Source organism: Rossellomorea sp. FM04394, from assembly GCF_041889765.1.
Lineage (GTDB): Bacteria > Bacillota > Bacilli > Bacillales > Bacillaceae_B > Rossellomorea > Rossellomorea aquimaris_B.
Map to the genome: position 1 here is coordinate 3,201,312 of NZ_CP168654.1, position 21,678 is coordinate 3,222,989.

The window sequence follows — 21,678 nt, forward strand, 5'->3', positions numbered from 1 at the left end:
CATATAGTTATCGTAAAGACACGTAATAGATGGAGATGATGAAATGGCAGAAGCTTTCTTTCCGGAATTATTCAAAAGCTTCTTTATTGCTATGGGGGTATTGCTGGGGGGCTCCCTCCTCGGCGGGCTGGCCTCTTTCGCCATGGGGCAGCCTTTATTCATTGAAATGAGACGACTATCCGATTTCCTGCGCATCTGGGCCATCATCGCAGCGATCGGCGGCACTTTCGATACGGTTTACAGCTTTGAAAAAGGCTTCCTGAATGGAGAGACGAAAGAACTCTTCAAACAATTCCTATTGATTCTTTCCGCTTTAGGAGGAGCCAACACCGCTGCCATGATCATTTCATGGCTCACACAGGAGCATATGCCGTCATGAGAATCCCACCCTTTTACCGGCTTCCATCCTGGCAGCGATTCTTTGCAGGGATGGTTGTAGGAGGAATCATCAGTTGGATGATCTTCTTATTCATGTTCGGCACCATGCATGAGAAGCAAGCGCAGAAAATAGAGGAACAGAAACATGACATTAGCAAACTGAAAAACACCCTCTCCTATCTTCAAGAAGAATACAAACAATTAAACAACGAAAACGAAGACGGACTCACCATCCAGGAAGTCAAAGTGAAGATCATCAACAATACGAAAACAAAAGTCGAATTACTCAGTATACATGAAACTGAGGACCGGTTAAGCGAGGATTTGCGGAGCCTTTTGACCAAGGACTTAGAAACAGTGTATGGGAATAAGGAACTCATCAAGAAGATCATTGAAAATAAAACCGTTAAATTGAATGATAAGTCCTTTAATTTGAAAGTGCGGGAGATGTACTTTTATACGACTACGCAGATTACGTTGGAGTTGAGGTATGAGGAGTGATGAGCTTAGTTTTGTTGTGAACCTGTCGGATGACAGGTTCTTTTTTGTTAAATTCGTGCACTTTAATAGTGAAACCGGCATCTAGAGCGGTCATTTGCTTGTCGGTATCCCTATTCGATACGCATTTGGTGGTATTTTCTATCTCCCTTTTTACTTGATTGCGTCATTTTCAGTGTTAATTGCGCCAATTTCCAATATTATCTAATTTACCTAATGTTCCTCTCCCCCCTCTGTATCTTCCAATAAAATGATCAAAACGCTTGGTGCCTATAACAAAGACAGGCTCGATTCATGGGGATCACCTGACCTTAGTTGAAAAAATTGAAAGATAGACTTTTACTTTATGACTTTCGCTAGTCCTAAAGCAAGATGCTCCCAAAGGATTTTCTCTACGATCTGAGATTTTTTTTCGTCACACTCCACAATGAGAATGACTTCAGATTGCTTCCCCTTTAATCTATGCTTTTCCCGATTTTTGAGAGAGACAAGGAACAACCGGATCACCAGTCCAACCACAAACCCTCCAATTGCACCGATTAACCCCCAATAGATGGGACCCCACTTCAGTTCAAAACCGATGCTAGCCGTGACGACAGAAGATGCTGTGGCCAGAGGCATCGCAATATCAATAAGGGATAATCCGTCGGACCGGTGCAACGTATCAAATAGTTTCCTGCTTTCTTTCCGATTATCAAGTGGGACTGCATATATATCTTCCTTATTTATCCCTATTTTCTCTAAGTTTGCGATAGCAATTTCTAAAAAGATATGATTTTCGAAAGTTGAAAACAATTGCATGGTCATATACGTTTTTTTCCTTTCAGAATGTGAAATGTTCTTTTTTGATAATGTTCTTTTAAAAAACGCCTCTGTTCTTTCTCATAAAGTTTATTATTTTCGACTGTGTTCATATAGGCATCGACTATAGCAAACCCATATAGGGAGGGAAACATCAGCAACCACTCAGGATTCAATACCTCAGTAGCTCTTTCGATTTCCCCAATAAAAAGCAAGGATACTCCTTCCAACATGTGAGAGTAGTAAAAGAACACAACACTCCAAACGATTACGACAAGTGCTGTCACGATCCGATGAATGTAAAGCTGCCCCAACCCAGGCATAAATAAAGACCATAATGCTGCTAAGAAGGGGTTTCTTTTATCCAAATAATTCATTTCCAATGCCGCGATACTAAAGGTGTTTATTTTGTGATCCTCACGTTCAGAGAGAATATAAACGTTATTTAAATCCACGGTCGTGCGGTAACTATCCCAGATCGCAAAGATGTAGACCGGAATATAAATCAAGAGCCAGCGGGTATCCAATACCTCTTTAGCCATAGGTACGTTCCCCTGGAAAGAATAAATCATGGCCAGATTGACATGTGCTTTCAGATTTATTACGACTTCCCAAGTTAACAAAAGGTATCCTCTTATATACTTAGAAAGTAATAAATGGCCAAACCCGGGAAAAGACACTGACCACCATGCAATGATGTACGGATTCCTTAAATGTATTTGGGTTGTTCCAAGTATACTGACATGAGCGGTGTATCTCCTTGCAGTGTTATCATTCGTATAGTTATCCAATAAGAGCCCATCCTCAAAAATTCAATAATACCTTTATATTTCCATACTTTTGAATATTTATGATAACTGTTTCCTTAATTGGATTTGAAAAAAACATATCTTTCAAGACGAGCTCAATCGCAATAAATACATATTTACTCATGATAGTGAAATCCCCTTTTTACATTTCAATTAATTCTTATTAGGACTGCACTCATAGTGAAAGATCCAAACATTCAAAAAAACATGAGAATAACTCCAACATCCATTCGTTGTACATCATGTAAAGGCCTTTCAACCATATAAGGAGCGAAGTAAATGAAAAGTTCACCGACCAATTTCATCATCAGGTTAAAAAAGAAAAAAGAGGATGCATTGGTGTACATTATCGATGCTTACATGCCACTCGTGAAAACCATTGCCAAAAAGATTTTGCACAACAGAAATCGACTTGATATCGATGAATGTATCAACGATGTGTTCCTGACCGTCTGGCAAAATGCCTATCAGTTTAAAGGAGAACCTGAGGACTTCAAAAAATGGATCGGGATGATCACAAAGTATAAAGCAATCGACCGATATCGGCAGGCAGAGAAGCGCAACGCACGTGAACAAACGGACGAATCCCTACTTCAAAAAGGAAGTTCTCTCGAAACCGATACCCTAGTGTTGCAGCGGGAAGAAAAAAATGAATTATTAACGGCGATCAGCCAGCTTGAGGACCTGGACCGGGATATTTTCATGATGAAATATTATTTGGATTTAACGAACAAGGAAATTGCAGATCAATTAAACCTTTCGAAAGCGGCAGTGGATAACCGTTTATACCGCGGAAAGAAAAAGTTAGCGTCGAATGTGAAATTAAAGGAGCGGCTAGTATGAGCAAGAAGGAATGGATAGATTTAGATATAGATTCACTTGAACTTGAAGAAGTGACAGAATTGGAAAAAAAGCGCGTGAAACAGCATGTACTAAAGAAGCGCGAAAAGAAGCACGCATGGAGGAATATCGCTGTGGCATCCGTTATGCTGATCGGAATCTCCACTGCTGCGGGTTATGCCTACCCTTCGTTCGCAACACAGATCCCTTTTATGGACAATGTCATTCAGTATTTCAGTCATGAGACCTACCAAGAGTTTGGTGAGTTCTCGACTGATATCGGTCTGGCTGAGACGAGTAACGGTGTGACCGTCATGATCGACAATGCCGTGTATGACGGCACGAATATTACAGTATCCTATGCCATCGAAACAGATAAAGACTTTGGGGAAGACATCCACAGCGGAGGACATTGGTTCGATATTGCAGGTTCGAACGGAAGCGGCGGAAGCAGTGAAATCACGAAGATCAGCGACAACCGCTATGTCGGTTTGTCGACGATTACCCCGAGTTTCAAAGGCGGCGGGTATCCCGACAAGGTGGAAATCACGTGGGAACCAAAGACACTATACAGTATTTCTAATGATGTAAAGGTCGATGGAGATTGGTCCTTCGCCTTTTCGTTGAAAAGACTGGAGGGAAATGTCAGGCTTGTAAACGAAACTGTTAAAACGCAGGATATTCACTTTACGTTAAAATCATTTGAGGTTACCGATGTTTCAACAGTGATCAACTATGAACAGGTGGTGACAGACACATTTCTCGAGGAATGGTCGGAAGTTTCACCGGTATTCAAAGTGACGGACGACCTGGGTCATGTCTACATGGATGGAACGGGAGGCGGCGGCTTTTCAGCGGATAATGGCAGAACACTGGAAGGCACGACAGCATTCGGTACCATTCAAGAAGGTGCAACTAAACTCATCATCACACCCGTGGAAATTGCCAGTCTAGGGTCCGGGAAAGACCATACTAAAATGGAACTCCAACCTATTATCATTGATTTATAAAAGTAATCCCCCTTCCCCTATTGAAGTTGAACGACTTTAATAGGGGATATTCTTGCTCAGGGTAAATTTCTCTTATTCTCTTTTCATGGATGGATATTATATATCTACCTCCTCTATTTCATATTCCTCAAAAACAACCCGTACTCCTCCGTAAACCGCTCTGCCTCTTCAAGGAACGGGTAGTGGTTACTCTTCTCAAAGATGATCAATCTGGAATCCGGTATACCTTCAGCCATTTCAATCGAGTACTTTAATGGACACTGGACATCATATCTCCCACACATGACTAACGCGGGGACTGAAATAAACGCCAGTTTTCTTGTGATATCATACACTTGTAGTTCACGTATAAAAAAGTTCATGCGTGCAGCAGACATCCCTTTATATATATCAAGGTTAAAAAGCTCATGATATTTCTCAGGTTTATGTAATGACAATTTCGTTCTTTCAACTGAAAGCTCTTTCCGCTTTTCAAGGGATAAATCCGGTTGCTTCAACGCTTCAATCAGTTCCTGCATCCTGCCAAAGTCAGGGTGCGCTTTGTTGTAGATGCAGGCTTCCGAAAAGGTCATATACTCTCTCGCAGCCGCCCCGACAATCACATTGAAATCCAGACTTTTTGAGAAGTGAATTCCGTAGAGGACCCCCAACATCCCTCCAGTAGAATGACCGGCAAATCCCCACTGACGAAATCCTAACCATTCCCGTACCGCCTCCAGATCAAATATGGTTTCCAGCATACTCAGCTGATACGATTCATTTGCTTTGTCAGAGCCCCCTGCTTCCCGCAAGTTGATCAAGAAGACCTGGTTGGTTCCTGTGAACGCCTCTGCAAAATAGTCTCCAGTATGATTGAACTCGGAATAATGGTGGGTGACGCATAGGGGATCTCCCTGTCCTTTGATAAAAACTTCAAATACTCCACGAGTTGTATGCAGTAATTTCCTTTCCCATTTCTTCATCCCTACACCCCTCTTTTTTACTTTAAATAAGGTCTCACCTGATATGGAATAAGCCTACCAGTTTACTGCCTGTCAACCATATGGCACCCTTCCTATTCACTTATCTTTTTTATATCACTAGCGCTCACTCTTCCAAGAGAGCCTTCTTCTAACACTTCGTCCACTTCAACGACAATTTTATCTCCCTCAGAAAATTCTTGGGCATCTTCAGTTTCTACATATAAAAAGGTCATAACAAAATTCGCTAATTCTTCCCGTTTTACTTTCTTCAACGACTCGTAGTCGGTGGCAGTCAAATCCTCTCCAATCAATATCTGATTCTCCTGGATCTCCATGATGTAACCGTAGATGACATTTTCATTGTTTTTTGAAGGATGTTTAGATGAATGGATGATGTACTCTGCAATTACAGTGAACGGTTTGGAACTTTCATGAGAGCCGCAGGCATTCCAGTTAAGGGTTTGATTGCCTCCATTTATCTTCACTTGCATGAAGTAATTGTCCGCCTGTTTTCCTTTAGGACATTCATCACTCGTAGGCTTAGAGTTTAAATAATTCGCCAACACCAACTGCTTATATACCTCTTGCTTATCCTTATCCTTCAGTTTTATTGTTTGTCTTTCTCCTTCTTTACCGTACCTTAGGTCCACTTCAAAAACATCCTGGCGTTGTACATCATACGAAGCAGTGAGAATATCCCACATTTTCCCCTGTACTCCATCACAATCTGTAAGATAATAAGACAGATTAGTAGGATTCTCTTCCCGTTTCAGTTTTCCGCATTGAAAGGTATCCACTCCGCCATTTCCATATTGATCTCTCGTAAAGTCATTTTTCACCTCTATATGGTTCCCATCGTAAGATAAATCCGTTACAATGGGATCCCCTTCTATCGTATAGTGGATGACTCTTAAATCTCCTTTTTCACCTTTTTTTACCTGATGAAAATAGTTTTCCATATTATCCAGCCCTGTGATTCCACCGTGCATATCCACCACATCAGCATTCAGTTCAGAGTCCGCTTCATCAGTAGGCTGTGCAGCCTGATCTGATTCCCCGCATCCGGTGAGAATGAAGAGAATAACGGCAAGTATCCACACCCATTTTTGAGTTACCATCATCAGTCCTCCTGTTTATAAGCAATGAGTAGTACAAACATGTTATAGCATTTAAAAGAGTATTAAATTAGAGGTTATATCTTTGAAATAGTTCGGGGTAATGGAAGGAATATCCTTTATATTAAAAGAATAGGAAGGGGATAAAGTTTGTAGATACCCGTTCATTGTATTAATAATGAGGTTCTTAAATAGAAGGAGGAATTTTTTATGCTGTTTATGATGATTGTCAAGGCCTCGAAGAATTCGGAAGCTGGAAATCTCCCAAGCCCTGAACTTATTGAAGCCATGACGAAGTACAATGAGGAATTGGTTAAGGCAGGTGTGCGGGTAGCGGCAAAAGGACTTCATCCAAGTTCAAATGGGATTCGCCTCTCGTACCCTGAATCAGGGGGAAAACCGGTGCTTACAGAAGGTCCATTCCCTGAAACAGACGAATTAGTTGCAGGTTTTTTTCTAATCGATGTGAAGTCGAGGAAAGAAGCCATCGAGTGGGCCATGCGAATGCCTGATCCACAAGGACATGGAGAAGGTCAGATTGAATTACGTCAAGTATTTGAGGCATCGGAGCCAACTAGTAAACAGTGATGACATTGGTGAATCCACTGAAGAAAAAATCGTAAAAGAATTCCGGAAAACAATTTTTTTAACGAAGGTTTGTTGGAATATAAACGTTAATAAACAAGCTCAGAGCCTTAAACTCTGAGCTTGTTTCGTCCCTAGTAACCTCTTAATATTATTTAGATCAGCCGGACGCTGACTGACTGCCAAACATCTCAAAGAAGAATGCTTCTTCCGTTTTTCTACACGCTCTTTCCATATTTCAACCTTTCTAAAGTCTCTCCTTCAGGCTGATTTCCGTTCAATCCCGCGGAGCCACGCCGTTAACACAACAGCTCCTGCCACCATGATGGCACCGATCCAAGGTGTATGGATCAAACCGATTCCATCCACAATCATTCCTCCGACAAAGGAACCGATGGCAATCCCGACGTTAAATGCCGCGATATTCAAGGCTGACGCCACATTGACCGCTGACGGTACATACTTTTCAGCCAGGTTTACAACAAGGACCTGCAGCCCTGGCACGTTCATGAAAGCGAATAATCCCATTAGGAAGATTGCGATCAGACCTGCCACTTTAAATGGTGCTGCGAAGGTAAGAGCTACTAGAATGATGGCTTGTAGAACAAACATCCAGAATAACGCTTTTAACGGATTTTTATTGGATGCTTTCCCACCGACGACATTTCCGATGGCAACGGCAATTCCGTATACGAGAAGGATGATACTTACCCATTTCGCGCTGAATCCTGTTACGTCTTCTAATAATGGTGTTAAATACGTGAACGCGACGAACGTTCCGCCATACCCAAGGGCTGTAATGGCAAAGGCTAGTAATAATTTGCCGTTTGTTAGAATCTTAAATTGTTCACTGAACTTGGCAGGTGGTGCTTCTTTCAAGTTTTTCGGTACAAGAATGGAACTGGCAATGATTCCTACAATTCCGAGAAGAGCAACTCCCCAGAATGTCGCTCTCCACCCGAATGCCTGTCCGATGAATGTCCCCAGTGGTACTCCTGTAACGGTCGCAACCGTCAATCCTGTGAACATAAAGGCAATGGCACTCGCCCGCTTATGGGCAGGCACTAGATCGGCCGCAATCGTCGATCCGATCGAGAAGAAGATCCCGTGGGAAAACGCTGTGATAAAACGTGCAACTAACAATAGTCCAAAGCTTGTGGACATCGCCGCAACCGAGTTTCCTACGATGAATAGGAGCATCAAGGACATAAGCAGAGATTTTCTGCTCATCTTACTGGTCAATGCCGTCAACACCGGTGCTCCGATGGCCACTCCTATGGCATAACCTGAAATCAATAATCCTGCGAGTGTGATCGATATCGATAAATCATCGGCAATCGATGATAATAATCCAACGGGAACAAACTCTGTCGTCCCTATCCCAAAGGCACTGATGGCAAGGGCAAGTAACGCCGGTGTGCCGCCTTTCGTTTTTGGTTTATCTATAGTAGCTGAAGTTGAACTCATAACGAAACTTCCTCCTTAATTGGTTGTATGATGTTAATAAATGAAGAAACGAAGGCGCCTTTCGTTCCCCTGTACACATCATGATAATGGGTACAATAATAAGTGAAAAGTACGCACTTTAAAGTCATGTAGGTACTTTTTTGTAACCTAGGGACTTCCAAGTGCCTATATACTTTTCAAACCCCTTCCGCTGAATCCGGCAGGTACTGTTTGAAAAGCTAAACTGAATTATGAGGGATGGCTAACTTTTTGGGAAGAACGCACTTTGAAGTGGCATAGGCACCTTGAAGTACCTATGAACGGTAAGCTCTTTCCTAGTCAAACGGCTGGGAAGTGGGTACACTGAAAAAGGAATGATGTTATAGAGGAGAGTAGATGATGAAAGCACTTGTGTTTGAAAAGTTCGGGGGACCTGATGTCCTGCATTACCAAGAAATCGATGCGCCGGAACTCGGACAGGATGACGTTTTAGTTGAAATGAAGGCAATCGGCCTGAATTTCGCCGATGTATATAGAAGAAAAGGAAATTATCACTTAGCAGGAAACCCTCCTTACATATGCGGATATGAAGGGGCAGGGGTTGTCAAAAGTGTCGGAAGCAATGTCACAGGAATTGTAGTCGGAGACCGCATTGCTTTTGCCGATGTACCGTATGCAAACGCTGAACTTGTGGCCGTGCCTAAAGAGAAAGCTATACCACTACCAGACGATATTTCGTTTGAGACAGCTGCCTCCCTTCTATTACAAGGCTTGACTGCCCATTACTTAACGAAAGACAGCTATCGGATAAAAGCCGGAGATATCGTTTTAGTTCATGCAGCAGCAGGCGGAGTCGGTCAGCTTCTTGTTCAACTCATCAAGATACGGGGAGGCACCGTCATTGGGTTAACGTCTTCCGAAGAAAAGAGGCAGGCGGCGCTTGCGGTTGGAGCCGACCATATGTTTTTATACAGTGAAGACTGGAAGCAGAACGTGCAGGATGTGACGGATGGTAAAGGCGTAGACGTCGTATACGAATCAGTCGGTTCGACGTTGTTGGACAGTTTCGAATCAACTCGCATCGGAGGGACGGTCGTATTCTTCGGTATGGCGGGAGGCGATCCTGTTTCCGTTGATCCCCGCATGCTAATGGACACCTCTAAAACCCTGACCGGCGGAGATCTGTGGAATGTGTTAACCTCTCACGAAGAACGGGTGAACCGCTCCCACGAATTATTCGGTTGGATTCAGGAAGGAAAGTTAGTGGTTTCTGAACCAACGAGTTTTCCTTTAAGCGAAGGGGCAAAGGCTCATGCACATTTGGAGAGTCGAAAGAGTACCGGCAAAATTTTATTGATTCCTTGAATCAGGGGCAGCAGATGCTGCTCTTTTTTTTGTGTACACTTTACCCCCTCCCCACACTCCAGTTTCAAATACAGAAACTCCCCTTCATAATTTGAAGCAAACTTCCCACACTATTACTATATACATTGTGCAAAGGAGACCTGCATATGAGCCAATACGAAGTGTCAACCTTAAAGAAGGGATTACAGATTATCGATGTTCTGATGATGAAGGGAGAAATGACTCTAACGGACGTCATGGAGCATTTTGAGTGGAATAAAACAACGACATTCCGTCTGCTTTACACGCTGGAGAAGATGGATTATATCCAAAAGGGGATTCATGGTTATACGCTTACCGAGAAATCATCCAAACCAAAACAGCCACATGATCCGTTGGTCGATTGGGTATCCGTGCCGGCCATGTATGAACTGAGTAAGAAACTCGGGGAAACTATGTATATCGGGATCTTAGACGGGACGGATGTGGTGACAACACAGATTGTGGACGGGACTCACGCCATGAGGATCCATTCTACCATAGGGGACCGGGATCCAGCCCATGGAAGCGCCCTTGGGAAAGCGATTCTCGCCTTTATGGAACTCGATACCCAGGAGTCATTCTTAAGGTATCTTCAATATGCCAAAACGACGATTCACACCTTTGACGACCGGCAGCTGTTCCTGTATCACCTAAAAGCCATTAAGGATCAAGGGTATGCCGTCGATGATGAAGAAACGGAAATCGGCGTACGATGCATTGCAGCCCCGATTTATGTTAATGGACGTGTAATGGCAAGCGTCGCGATCTCTGGACCTGTCTCCCGCTTGTCCAAAAAATTGGACAAAACCATCAGCAAGGCGTTGATGGAATGCAGTAAAAGGATTTCTGAACAGTTAGAACGTAAATAAGGAGGTTATCATCATGAAATCAATCACACCTAAAAGCATGATTGCCCTTATTGCATTGGCAATCAGTGCATTTGCCATCGGTACGACCGAATTTGTCATCGTCGGTTTACTTCAGACGGTGGCGTCGGACCTTTCGATTTCGGTCACGAAAGCCGGTACCCTTGTCTCTGGTTATGCGGCTGCCATTGCCATCGGGACGCCGATTGTGACGGCATTGACCAACAGGCTGCCGAAGAAAGGTTTGCTTCTTAGCTTGTTAATTATCTTTATTGCAGGAAACGCATTATCTGCTTTTGCAGATACGTACAGCCTGCTGCTTCTTTCACGCATCATTACGGCTGTTGCACACGGGGTCTTCTTTGCCATCGCGGCCACCGTTGCAGCGGAAATCGTTCCGAAAGACAAGCAAGCCCAGGCGATTTCGATCATGTTCACGGGCTTGACCGTTGCGACCATCCTGGGTGTTCCATTCGGCACACTAATCGGTCAGAACCTTGGCTGGCGAGCGACATTCCTTGCCGTAGCAGTCTTAGGGGTCATTGCGTTAATCGCAAATTGGCTGTCCATCGACAAGCCTGAAAGAAAAGAAGAAAAACTGACCGTAAGAGATATCGGCAGACTGATCGGTAATCCGAGGATCATTCTGGCTCTTCTTATGACATCCTTTGGGTTTGGAGGAACGTTCGCCTTATTCACCTACTTAACACCGATATTGGAAAAGGTGAGCAGCATTTCACCTAATCACATCTTTTGGATGCTCCTTCTTTACGGGGCAGCCACGGCATTGGGAAATATCATCGGTGGAAAAATCACGAACCAGCATCCTGTCAAGGCACTCAGGTGGGTGTTTCTGTTTCAACTCATCGCCTTACTACTGCAGATCGTCCTGCTTCCAAATACGATGTTGAGCTATCTTTCCGTTGTATTACTCGGACTGTTCGCTTTCATGATGTCTCCAGGCGTTCAATCCTATATCGTTTCACTCGCTGAGAAACTTGTCCCGAGTGCAAAAGATCTCGCTTCGGCACTGAATATTTCAGGATTCAATATCGGGATTGCGGGGGGCTCTGCGCTTGGCGGACTAGCCATCGATTCTATGGAATACCTGGATACTGCCTGGATAGGCGGCATCATGGTACTCGTTGCCCTGATACTGGCAGTCATTAATTACCGCTTGGATGAAAAACAAAAACTATTTTAAAGGAGAATGTAATATGAACACTGAACAATTACTGCAAGTAGAGGATTCTTTATCATTTACTTCTTTTTCAAACGAAGATGCCCTTCAGCTTGGAATGGAACTTGTCAACCTAGCTAAAGAAAATGGGGTCAACATCGCCGTACACGTGGAGCGGAACCGTGTCCCATTATTCACCCATCTAATGGACGGGACCTCAGAAGAAAATGTGTACTGGCTTCATAGGAAAAAGAGAGTAGTAGATCACTATAATCACAGTACTCAATTCATCGCTGCACGCTTTGAGGAAAGCGGACTTCAGCACGACGAGCACTCATTGTTGTCGCCTTCGGAATACCAAGCGATCGGTGGCTCCCTTCCCATTCGCCTTGAAGGTGCCGGGGTCATCGGGAGCGTGACGGTAGCTGGATTGACTCCGGAACTAGATCACAAATATGCGGTGAAGGGTGTAGAGCGTTTTTTGGCTAAATGAGCAAATAGAGCCCCGCTTCCTATATAGGAAGCGGGGCTCTTGGTATCACGATAAGTCCTGCGACAACCGAATCATATCCCTGCACTGAATCCCATTCTCAAAAATGGGTTCAGGATAGTGCCTGACGAAGAAGTCCAAATCCACCCCGACAATCCTGAATCCACACTTTTGATAAAGGGCCAACTGGCCAATGCCTGAATTTCCGGTACCCACTTCGATGGTCTTGTAACCTCTCTCCCTGGCCACTTTTACGGCATCCATCACCAGCTGCTTACCAATCCCTCTGCCATGCATCTCTTCCGCAACCGCCACATTCACTAGCTCAACGGTTTCGGGCCTTGTTGGAAGTAATACGTATACTCCTACAATCTTTTGTTCAAGCTCCGCTACAAAGCATTCCCCCCTTGAAACGTATTCCTTCACAATCTCCTCTGAAGGATCTGCCAAGAGGAGCAATTCCATTGGATGTTCTTCATCTGTCTTTCGTTTTCTGATCATCATTTCTTGCCTCCACTGAATGTTTGAAAGGTATTCGTGATCATTTCCAACCTAAGCATACCTTATTCTTTTTGGGGGCGTAATGGCGTTTCTACATAGTAAGAGAAAAAAATATTCATCTAGGCATAACCCCTTTACTCACCAAAATGAAATAGTATACTAAGCATATATTCTTCATCTTGAAGTTAGTGGTTTATGCAGGACCCCTGAAGTAATTTGAAAAATTCCTTATTTGTAGCGGCTTACCAGAGTGATTGGTAAGCTATTTTTTTAGGGATTTTTGGATGTATATACTCTTTGATGGTACCCGCAATTCATTGTTCCATGTACATGAAAATGCAACACAAAGACGTCAAGCACCCTGTTTTAGTATGCTTGACGCCTCGTCTCCTGCTTTCTAACGATTAGTACTCCTCATTCACAACCGAAAATTCATCAATCACGTCGCCCTCGGATGTTCGGGTGATGAACGTGATCGTATCCTTATCCACCTTCGCACTCATATACACGGCGATGTTTTCCATGTTGACGTATTCGAATGTATCATCTGCCACTGCATCGTAGTGCTTTTTACCAGTGGTGCCGGCGACTACATAAACCGTTCCATTATCATCCTCTTTGCCTTCTTTCAGCTTCTTCGTCCTGCCATAAGCATGATCGTGACCGGAGAAGACGATGTCGATTCCAAGTTCATCGGCAACCGGAGGCAGCTTCTCCTTCATGATTTCATTGCCGCCAAACGGATTCGTATAGTATGGAGGCTTATGAGTCACAAGAATTTTCCAAGGTTTATCCGAGCTCTCCATATCTTGTTTTAGCCATTCCAATTGTTGATCAAGCACTTTGCTGTCACTTGTAAAGCCCAGCACACTGATATGCATGTTGTGATAATCAACGGAATACGTACCGCCTTTGTCTGCATCCGGACCATTTTCAGGTGAGCCAAGAATCGCTTTTGCTATACTGGCATCATTGTCTCCCATGTATTCATGGTTCCCCAGAGCCGCAACAAGATTGGTCGTGCGGATCTGATCATACTGACTCATTACTCCCAAAACATCATCCCATTGATTGAATTTAGATGATTCATCGATGAGGTCTCCGACATGAATCATAAATGCAGGGTCCTGATCATTTAGATCAGAAAGGATCTGATCGAACAGGCTCAAGTCAGATGGTGATTGCGTGTCACCCAATACCGCAAACTCGAATTGATCGCTTCTCTTCAAAGTAGTGAATTCCTTCATTTCACTCCAAGTCTCGCCATTTCCAACTCGGTATACATACGTCGTGTCCTGCTTTAGCTTCTCCACTGTGACCTGATTGACTCGAACGATACCATTTTTGGTAATATCCAACTCTCCAGTGAAGACCTCGTGACTCCATGATCCCTTTGCGGTTAGAAGGCTCTTATCGCCTTTCTTGTCATAATCCTTCTTTCTTGCATATTGCACGATAGGCGTTTTATCTTTTCCTAGTGGACTGGACATCCAGGTAAACGTTTTAGACTTATAAGGATCATCCGTGGTTGGTGAAATAACATTTTTCATTTCTTCTGCTTCCACTAAAGCTGGATACGTTTGTGTGTCAAACTTGAAGGAATATCTCCCGTCTTTCACCGAGTATAGTGTGATTTTCTTGATGTCATCTGTAATGGAATTCACAACGAGTGAACCGTCACCTTCTGTTTTCCCAAGTGAAAGAGGCTCCTCGTTTCCATCTATGGACGCGAAAACCTCCGCACCACTGACAGGCTGACCTTCTTGATCCATCACCTTAAGTGCTGCAGGCTCCCCGATTAAAATGGGATCTGCTTCGACGTTTAGCACTGCCTCTACTTCAACACTCAAAGGTTTCATAGAATAGGTAGAAATGAATGTTTCTTCTTGAGGTTGAGCATACGTGACTTCTCCCTTGATCATCTCAACATTCAGTTTACTTCCCTCATCTGTCGATTCAGGAATCCTTAATTGAATGTTCGCAGCTTCTGCTGTTGGACCTTCTTCACCACTATTCACTAGATGTAAAGCAAGGATTCCCGTTTCACTGTCATAATTTGATGTACTTCCGGTAAAGCCGGGAGAGAATGTAACATCCTCAACTGGAAACGTTTTACCCACTTGGAGTTTCATAGTAGATTCAGAGATTTCAGCTGGATTGGTCACTTTAACAGGCAGTTCAAATTGATCCCCTAAGAATGCCTTCTCCTGTTTTGGAATGATTTCGATCTTTGCAGATCCTGTATTCACTGTAAAATAGCCTGTTTTAACGGCCTGGTTCCCAAATTTATCAGGGACCATCAAGGTAAATTCATGTGTACCATCCGCCCACTGTAATCCGCTCAGGGAAACTGAGCCATCCATATCATAAGAGAAGTGTCCCGCACGCTTGGAATACTCCTCTCCATCCACGAACCATTTGATCTTCTCCCAATCAATTCCTGTCTTGAATGGATCGTCTTCGTACTCATGCACGTCTGCTTTCAGATTCACTGAGCTGGTTGTATATTCTTTCTCTTCTGCATTAACGGATTCAATGACAGGTGGATATAAGTCATCTACTTTTTCTCCGTAAACCGCACGGATATTATCAATATAAAGAGATCCTTTTGTCATGGGGCCTGTGATGCCCGATTTCGTCGACATCATCCTGAAAGCCTGTGTCCCAGATACTTTAAATGGTCCTGTAAAAGTGGAGGGAATATCGGCTTCGATGTATTTCCAGCCGATCCAGTCAACCCCCGGCTTCTCACCGGTCAGATTGATCGATTGATTCTTATTGTTCCCATCCACAATCAACATTCTTAGCCAGTACCCCTGTGCTTCAGGTGTTCCATATACCCACATTCCGATGCTCTGTGGATCTCCTTCAATTTCCGCATTCACTCCCGGACCGGTATATACTCCAAGGGTTGTTCCAGTCAGTGCATTCGTGAAATCAAAATCAAGCTTTAAAGACTGATCCCCAAATCGAACCGGATCGGGATAGTTTGATAGACTCAGAGTCCCTACTTCTCCCCGATTCGCTGTAGCTGTCTTCCACGTGCCTAAGTCGTCTTCGAAGTCAAATAACACTTTTGGAAGCGTGCCGACAGAAATGTTCAACTGTGCTATAAGATCCGTGTTTTTCAGCTTTGCCTTGATTATTCCGTTCACACTTTGGTCATTCGTATGAAGGACACCTTCGTCATCAATCGTGCCTAGTCCTTCAGGAATTTCAAACTCTACGTCATCGAGTTTCCAATCGACAACCCGCTTTTCAAACGTTGTGATGAGTCCCAATGGAATCTCACTGTTTCTGGCAACAGTCAGCTCCGGTGAAGAAAAGGCAATCTTGTCAGGTGTAGCGACCTCAATGATGCTTTTGCCGACTTCTTCACCTTGATAGTTCAACACCACGTGAAATTGACCTGTTTTACCATTGGATTGAAACACTCCATTTTCATCAATCGTACCGAATGACGAATCGGATAATTCCCATGTCAGTCCAGAATTTGGAAGAGGTGCCGAAGCCATGGCCTTATCCCTGCCTTTTGCACTGAAGGTAATAGTAGACCCCGGTGTGAAGGACTGATCATAAGGATAGACATATGCAGAGTGAAAGGCATGATCTGAAGGCTCTTTTGATACAACAAGCCATGAGTTGGCCACGCTTCTCTCTCCACGGTCGGAAGGCATATTGTCGACCTCGAGATCATCCCCGCCAAGTGTGCGGGTTGTATAAGTAGAGGAGCCGCCACCATCCAGATTGAGAGCCGTCACGGCCCCTAAATCAATCATCAACTGAGCTAAATCAGGCATGGAGATTCCGCTTGAATAAGGCTCCTGCCTGCCGTCTATCACTGCAAAAAACACATCTCCATCAGCTTTTATCCCGACAGCCGTTCGAGGCTCTTTATCCGCTCCGGTTTGGGGAGTTTGATAGATTTGGCTGTTCTTTACGAGAATCGCATTTCCACCAAGGGCTTCTTGCAATTCATCCTTGACTACATCATACTCGGCATTGCTTCCGATCACGGCTTCCCCGGACTTTTTCATTCCAAAGAAACCCCACCCTTGACGAAGTTGATCTTTGATGCCGATTCCATCTTTGAACACAATCCCTGTTGGTTCTCCTGTCGCCATATTATAAAAATCGGCGTTCACGGCAGCCACCACTTTATGATTTTCTCCATCTGCGGCACTTGCCTGCTGCCTCACAGGTTGAAGCCCGAACTCCTCCCCGTCATTTGGTGTTCCCGCTTCAATCGACACGCTGGGGTTCTGAACATCCACGTCCATTACAAAACTCTCAATCTTCTTCCCATCGCTGCCTTCAAAGCTGTAATGCTTCTCCATCACACCTGGTGCAAGGTCTGCACGGTATTCATTGATCGGTGTCTGAACCACTGGAGAATCTAAATCGAAATCACCCAGTGCTTTTGCAAAATTTGGTGAAACCATACTGCCGGCGACTGCAATTGACAGTACAACAGGTAATACCCTCTTGAAGGATTTCCTCATCATTAAGCCCCCCATAATCATTTTCCACATTTCGATAAAATTCATCGATAACTGACATGCTTATCATAGTGGAAAAATATTAATGGAATGTATATTTTTTGTTAATTTAGAAGAATGAAACAAAAAGGGGCAATAGGGCCTATTTATTCTATCTTCAGCTCTTTCAACATGCGAAACACAGGAATTATTATGAAGATGTGTATAACTTCACTTAATTTAGATAATCAACAAAGATTCTATACAATTGAAATAATGAGTATCTTAAAAAGCTGTAGATCAGCTACCTGATCTACAGCTTCACCCGACATCCCACAAAGACATCTTTTATTTCGTCGACATTTTCGACCATAAACGTAGGGTCAGACTGACTTATTTCTTCAAATGAACCATATCCATACGTCACCCCAATGGAGTCAATGCCGGTATGATGTGCCCCAATCATATCGTGCTTCCGATCACCTATCATAATAAAGTTTCCTGGTTCATATTCATGATAGACTTCTAGAATGTATTGAATGATTTCAGCTTTTGACGTTCTTGTTCCATCGAGGTTGCTTCCTGCAATCAGGTCAAAATATTGGTCAATAGTAAAATACTTTAGGATCTGTTCAGCAAACACAGTAGGCTTTGATGTTGCAACCACCAACGTAAATCCATTTTCTTTTAACATTTTCAATAGTGATGGAATATTTGGATAGAGCTTGTTTTCAAACATTCCCTTCTCCTTGAACCGCTCTCTGTAAAAATCAATGGCTCTTTGTGTTTTCAGCTCATCAAAATCGTAATGTTCAGCAAATGACACTTGTAGTGGCGGCCCAATAAAACATTCTAGCTTTTGAGCATCTGGCACCTCAATGTCCAAATTCTCTAAAGCATATTGCACGGATTTTGTTATCCCTTCTTTTGGGTCGGAAAGTGTTCCATCTAAATCGAATAGAATGATTTTGTATTTGCTCATATAAACTCCTTTCATGTTAAGCAGGGGTCTGACGCAGATATTTAATCTCTCACTTTCTTTTGATATTTGCCGCCGATACCAGATCATTCAAATATTCCATCTTGCTCAAATCCTTATGATTATTCTGATCTGCCCGATAGCTGTCCTTAGAGGACGCCTCATAAACGTGCAAATATTGTTGAGGATTCAGCAAATAATAGCGCACATCTCCATTTTGATGCACTTTCAGGTCTTCTATTTTTATACCTGCGAATTCCGGTAACGTGTCAATGATGCCAAACTCAACAGACAACCCATCTTTCGAGAATTCATGTTCATGCAAATCTATGAGGGTATAGCCCATTGAATTCATGATCTCTACAATCTCATTCCAGTTATGTATGGATGTTTCAGCTGGCACTTCCCATCCCCTCTTATCACCGGGCACATGTATGTCGAGGTCCTGTGCGTCCCAACTTCTGTCGGTGACCACTTCCAATCCAACTGAGCCCATAAGCAATGGAGTAATGCCAATCCCATTTAGCTTCCGTGCAACTTCAATAAACACATTAAACTTATGATGATTCGCCTTCATTGAAAAACTCCTCCCTGAGAATACTCATCCGCAACCTAGTATCGGTTCTTCTGCATCATCCATTATCAATTCTCTTAATGTTACGTTTGGCCATTGTGTCGTTTTCATTTTCGTTTTCTTTTCAACCATGAATGCTTCTGTAATACTCTAATATGTCAAGGAGAATCGCTTTGTTGTATCCCGTTCTCCCATGGATTCTTTCAACCCATTCTTCCACCGTCTCAAGCTTTGAATCCTTCATAAGACCTTCTGTCGTACTCAGAAAACTCTCCCAGTTATAAAATTCCCAATGAGCAATTTCTGATTTGTACGGGATCCTGCACTCCAATAATGGATGGTTCTTTATCAAATGTTGAGAATGCTCCGCAGCCTTCAGGAAGATATCCATCTCTATTCGATCAGTCTGGAAAACCTGTTTCGATACTTTTCCATTCGGTCGATGATAGTGGATTTCGGTACCTGATGGATGGGACTGAACGTGGACCCTTGCAGCAGGAAAGAAACCATCTACTTTTTCGTTGGTATAATCGGGACTCTTCGTATCTATTAATATCGGATTCAACCACTGGTCGCCCAAGTCACATAGAAACCGTTCCCCTTTTTCATTCAATGCGATGACAGCTGCATGAGCCTCTTCCGAATTCAAATCATGACCTACAGGATATGCCTCGACACCATCCCTTTTAAACTCATCCAGTAACCAGAGTGCAAGATCGAAACAATTCCCGGACATGCCGAATTGTTCCCGATGCTCCCGCATAAGAGAGACATCCCGCTGTTTCTTCACACTTCCCTGATGATAAAACCAAACCTTCGTTAACGTTTCCATGGGAAAATCATTAAATTTACTCCATGTCTTTAAAATGCTGTCTGAAGCGTTCATTCTTGCACCTCGGATTCTTTATTCGATTGATTTATGTATGTTCATTTAGATTGAACGACTATTGATCCCGACTTGAGATTTTTGTTCCTCTTTCAGAGAATTCAATCCGGAAACCCAATAATTGAACATCCTTGTCGGATATTATTCTGTATCAACACTTACTTGCTTCCTCTTAATACTTCTCATTTTGAGATAAGAGAAATTCTCGGAATACAGGTGTATTAATTTAAATAATCCCGAACCTCTTCAACGCAAATGAAATACCATCCTCTCCTGATTTTTTCGTGACGTAATCCGCAACCTTTTTCAATCTGTCGCTTCCATTTCCCATCGCAATGCCAAGACCTGCCAGTTCCAGCATATCCACATCATTATCCCCGTCTCCGAAAGCGATCACTTCTGATGGATGAAGTTCGTAGTAATCTAATACTTTCCTTATGGCTAGTGACTTCGACACGTCTTCTTGTAATACATTTAAAACGTATGGATGCCATCTTCTGAAGGTTAAATGGGGAAACTTCTGTTGGTACGATTTGACAATGTCATCCGTTGCAAATAGACACATCAAATAGACTTCCTGTTCATGAATCAGGTCGTCCGTTTCAGGGTAGCCCTCCAGTGACAACGTCTCCTTCAAAGCCCTGGATATCCCCTCTTCCTGTACACCATTCATCCTGAAGCAGTCTGTGTAAAAGGAAAGACCATGTTTTCCTTTTGAGTAATCCACGATCTCCTGCACCAATTTACGATCCATGGGAACCTTATGAATTACTTCTTCCCTGTGTCTGACATAGCCGCCATTTGCGGTGATGAACGTATCGATCCCTAAGTCTTTTAATTCCTGACACATGGATAATGGCCGGCCTGTTGCTGCCACGAGTTTCAATCCTTTGTTTTTTAGAGTACGTAAGGTATCTTTCGTTTTATCAGGTATACTTCCATTTTCGTGATGTGTGATCGTACCATCGATGTCAAAGAAGACGATTTTATACTTCATTTCCTATCCTCCTCGATCAAATCTTTCCTAGAACGAACTTACTTAATCACGATTTCTCCTATTAGAATCCACATTAAATTGAATAATCGAATTCGTAACTTCATCTTTTTCTAGCCCGATTGTATTATTACTGACAATTCCAATTATTCCAGTTTACTTACAGTAACTCAATGATTTGTAATAAAAAAAGCTTATCCTTTGTTTTCGGATAAGCTTCTCTCTTTGAATTTGGATCTTCAGCTTTCCACGTTATCTTATGTACCTTGAATCACAAATAGCTTCCTTTCAATCAACGGTGTGACGGCCAAGATCCCTGCATCTTCCTGATTAAAATAATCTGCCCAGTATGGTAGGCCTCGTGCATCATGATGTCCAGAAGTTTTTCTTCAAGAGAAGCTTCTTCAATCTTTGCGTCCGATGTTTTACTGAGCGCTTCTCTTAATCTGCTTTGAGCCGTCTCAACACGTTCAATAACAGTGATCCATTCCTTATCATCATTTAGTTGTTCTGTTAAGGAGAAGGTTTCATTCCCATCAAGTTTCCGTGTCCATTCACGCCCTTCTAATTGGGCTGTAAGCCTCTCTTTATAATAAATAAGGTGATTAACATTCTCCCATATGGTTTTAGTCGCCTCTCCTGTCGGTGTCCACATAGCCTGTTCCGCGGTGAGTCCTTCTATTGCAGGCATGAGTGGGGCATACCAACTTTCCTTGTCGTACGTAGTATCAAGCATTCTTAAGAGCAAGTCAGTTCGATTCATGATCATCTTCCTCCTTAATAATGATGTTTCATATAATTAGTACTTCATCATAAAGAGAAGAACTCCTTCTTTTACCATTCCCTCACTCTTTTTCACATAAAGTAAGCCGTCCATGAAAATAGTAAGAGCATACGCAA

General features: G+C 43.1%; 21 protein-coding genes. 9 read left to right on the forward strand and 12 right to left on the reverse strand.

The genetic code is table 11. The annotated features are described in order from the left end of the window. Nucleotides 1-43 precede the first annotated feature (43 nt). Both ACCB35_RS16175 and ytrI read left to right on the forward strand, forming a co-directional pair. Entirely contained in the window at nucleotides 44-379 is a 336-nt protein-coding gene (locus ACCB35_RS16175; RefSeq protein ID WP_044339284.1) for a YtrH family sporulation protein, read from the forward strand. After that, nucleotides 376-879 carry a sporulation membrane protein YtrI gene (gene ytrI, locus ACCB35_RS16180; protein ID WP_374054473.1) on the forward strand — a complete coding sequence of 168 codons (504 nt, stop codon included), beginning with the start codon at nucleotides 376-378 and terminating at the stop codon, nucleotides 877-879. The genes ACCB35_RS16175 and ytrI overlap by 4 nt, the downstream gene beginning before the upstream one ends. Before the next feature lie 336 nt (nucleotides 880-1,215). On the opposite strand, the gene ACCB35_RS16185 is transcribed toward ytrI, so the two are convergent. Together ACCB35_RS16185 and ACCB35_RS16190 are read right to left on the reverse strand one after the other, a co-directional pair. Further along, complete coding sequence (locus ACCB35_RS16185; RefSeq protein ID WP_374057047.1) at nucleotides 1,216-1,677, reverse strand: hypothetical protein; 462 nt, start codon at nucleotides 1,675-1,677, stop codon at nucleotides 1,216-1,218. Between the two features lie 2 nt (nucleotides 1,678-1,679). Beyond that, complete coding sequence (locus tag ACCB35_RS16190; RefSeq protein WP_374054474.1) at nucleotides 1,680-2,468, reverse strand: hypothetical protein; 789 nt, start codon at nucleotides 2,466-2,468, stop codon at nucleotides 1,680-1,682. 297 nt (nucleotides 2,469-2,765) lie between these two features. Here ACCB35_RS16190 and ACCB35_RS16195 point away from each other — a divergent pair, with 297 nt between their 5' ends. Then, entirely contained in the window at nucleotides 2,766-3,329 is a 564-nt protein-coding gene (locus ACCB35_RS16195) for a sigma-70 family RNA polymerase sigma factor (protein WP_374054475.1), read from the forward strand. Next, the gene (locus tag ACCB35_RS16200) at nucleotides 3,326-4,336 is read left to right on the forward strand and encodes a DUF4179 domain-containing protein (protein WP_374054476.1); all 1,011 of its coding nucleotides are present in this window, start codon (nucleotides 3,326-3,328) and stop codon (nucleotides 4,334-4,336) included. The genes ACCB35_RS16195 and ACCB35_RS16200 overlap by 4 nt, the downstream gene beginning before the upstream one ends. Before the next feature lie 113 nt (nucleotides 4,337-4,449). On the opposite strand, the gene ACCB35_RS16205 is transcribed toward ACCB35_RS16200, so the two are convergent. Continuing rightward, nucleotides 4,450-5,298: an alpha/beta fold hydrolase gene (locus ACCB35_RS16205; protein WP_374054477.1), complete on the reverse strand. Its 849-nt coding sequence runs from the start codon at nucleotides 5,296-5,298 to the stop codon at nucleotides 4,450-4,452. Nucleotides 5,299-5,390: 92 nt separating this feature from the next. Then, nucleotides 5,391-6,419, reverse strand: coding sequence for a DUF4362 domain-containing protein (locus ACCB35_RS16210; RefSeq protein WP_374054478.1), 1,029 nt, complete (start codon nucleotides 6,417-6,419; stop codon nucleotides 5,391-5,393). A 204-nt stretch (nucleotides 6,420-6,623) separates the two neighbouring features. On the opposite strand from ACCB35_RS16210, the gene ACCB35_RS16215 reads away from it, so the two are divergent. Next, a complete protein-coding gene (locus tag ACCB35_RS16215) occupies nucleotides 6,624-7,001 on the forward strand; it encodes a YciI family protein (protein ID WP_374054479.1) in 378 nt (125 codons plus the stop codon). A 258-nt stretch (nucleotides 7,002-7,259) separates the two neighbouring features. Here the strand turns inward: ACCB35_RS16215 and ACCB35_RS16220 are convergent, their stop codons facing one another. After that, nucleotides 7,260-8,465: an MFS transporter gene (locus ACCB35_RS16220; RefSeq protein WP_374054480.1), complete on the reverse strand. Its 1,206-nt coding sequence runs from the start codon at nucleotides 8,463-8,465 to the stop codon at nucleotides 7,260-7,262. A 378-nt stretch (nucleotides 8,466-8,843) separates the two neighbouring features. Between ACCB35_RS16220 and ACCB35_RS16225 the strand changes: the two genes are divergently transcribed. The 4 genes from ACCB35_RS16225 to ACCB35_RS16240 all read left to right on the forward strand — a co-directional run bounded on the left by ACCB35_RS16225 (nucleotide 8,844) and on the right by ACCB35_RS16240 (nucleotide 12,369). Beyond that, nucleotides 8,844-9,809 carry a quinone oxidoreductase gene (locus ACCB35_RS16225; RefSeq protein WP_374057048.1) on the forward strand — a complete coding sequence of 322 codons (966 nt, stop codon included), beginning with the start codon at nucleotides 8,844-8,846 and terminating at the stop codon, nucleotides 9,807-9,809. Between the two features lie 146 nt (nucleotides 9,810-9,955). Further along, nucleotides 9,956-10,699 carry an IclR family transcriptional regulator gene (locus tag ACCB35_RS16230; protein WP_374054481.1) on the forward strand — a complete coding sequence of 248 codons (744 nt, stop codon included), beginning with the start codon at nucleotides 9,956-9,958 and terminating at the stop codon, nucleotides 10,697-10,699. A gap of 13 nt (nucleotides 10,700-10,712) precedes the next feature. Next, a complete protein-coding gene (locus tag ACCB35_RS16235; protein ID WP_374054482.1) occupies nucleotides 10,713-11,900 on the forward strand; it encodes an MFS transporter in 1,188 nt (395 codons plus the stop codon). 13 nt (nucleotides 11,901-11,913) lie between these two features. Next, nucleotides 11,914-12,369: a heme-binding protein gene (locus tag ACCB35_RS16240; RefSeq protein WP_374054483.1), complete on the forward strand. Its 456-nt coding sequence runs from the start codon at nucleotides 11,914-11,916 to the stop codon at nucleotides 12,367-12,369. 45 nt (nucleotides 12,370-12,414) lie between these two features. Here ACCB35_RS16240 and ACCB35_RS16245 read toward each other — a convergent pair whose 3' ends face one another. The 7 genes from ACCB35_RS16245 to ACCB35_RS16275 form a co-directional block, all read right to left on the reverse strand. Continuing rightward, nucleotides 12,415-12,870 carry a GNAT family N-acetyltransferase gene (locus tag ACCB35_RS16245; protein ID WP_374054484.1) on the reverse strand — a complete coding sequence of 152 codons (456 nt, stop codon included), beginning with the start codon at nucleotides 12,868-12,870 and terminating at the stop codon, nucleotides 12,415-12,417. 401 nt (nucleotides 12,871-13,271) lie between these two features. After that, complete coding sequence (locus ACCB35_RS16250; protein WP_374054485.1) at nucleotides 13,272-17,372, reverse strand: phosphodiester glycosidase family protein; 4,101 nt, start codon at nucleotides 17,370-17,372, stop codon at nucleotides 13,272-13,274. Between the two features lie 286 nt (nucleotides 17,373-17,658). Then, nucleotides 17,659-18,327, reverse strand: coding sequence for an HAD family hydrolase (locus ACCB35_RS16255; protein WP_374054486.1), 669 nt, complete (start codon nucleotides 18,325-18,327; stop codon nucleotides 17,659-17,661). 49 nt (nucleotides 18,328-18,376) lie between these two features. Then, on the reverse strand, nucleotides 18,377-18,901 hold the full coding sequence (locus ACCB35_RS16260; protein ID WP_374054487.1) for a phosphoribosylanthranilate isomerase: 525 nt from the start codon (nucleotides 18,899-18,901) through the stop codon (nucleotides 18,377-18,379). Nucleotides 18,902-19,022: 121 nt separating this feature from the next. Next, a complete protein-coding gene (locus tag ACCB35_RS16265) occupies nucleotides 19,023-19,784 on the reverse strand; it encodes a hypothetical protein (RefSeq protein ID WP_374054488.1) in 762 nt (253 codons plus the stop codon). 226 nt (nucleotides 19,785-20,010) lie between these two features. After that, nucleotides 20,011-20,781, reverse strand: a complete 771-nt coding sequence (locus ACCB35_RS16270; RefSeq protein WP_374054489.1) for a Cof-type HAD-IIB family hydrolase — start codon at nucleotides 20,779-20,781, stop codon at nucleotides 20,011-20,013. Nucleotides 20,782-21,070: 289 nt separating this feature from the next. Further along, the gene (locus tag ACCB35_RS16275; protein WP_374054490.1) at nucleotides 21,071-21,541 is read right to left on the reverse strand and encodes a DinB family protein; all 471 of its coding nucleotides are present in this window, start codon (nucleotides 21,539-21,541) and stop codon (nucleotides 21,071-21,073) included. Between the last annotated feature and the right edge of the window lie 137 nt (nucleotides 21,542-21,678).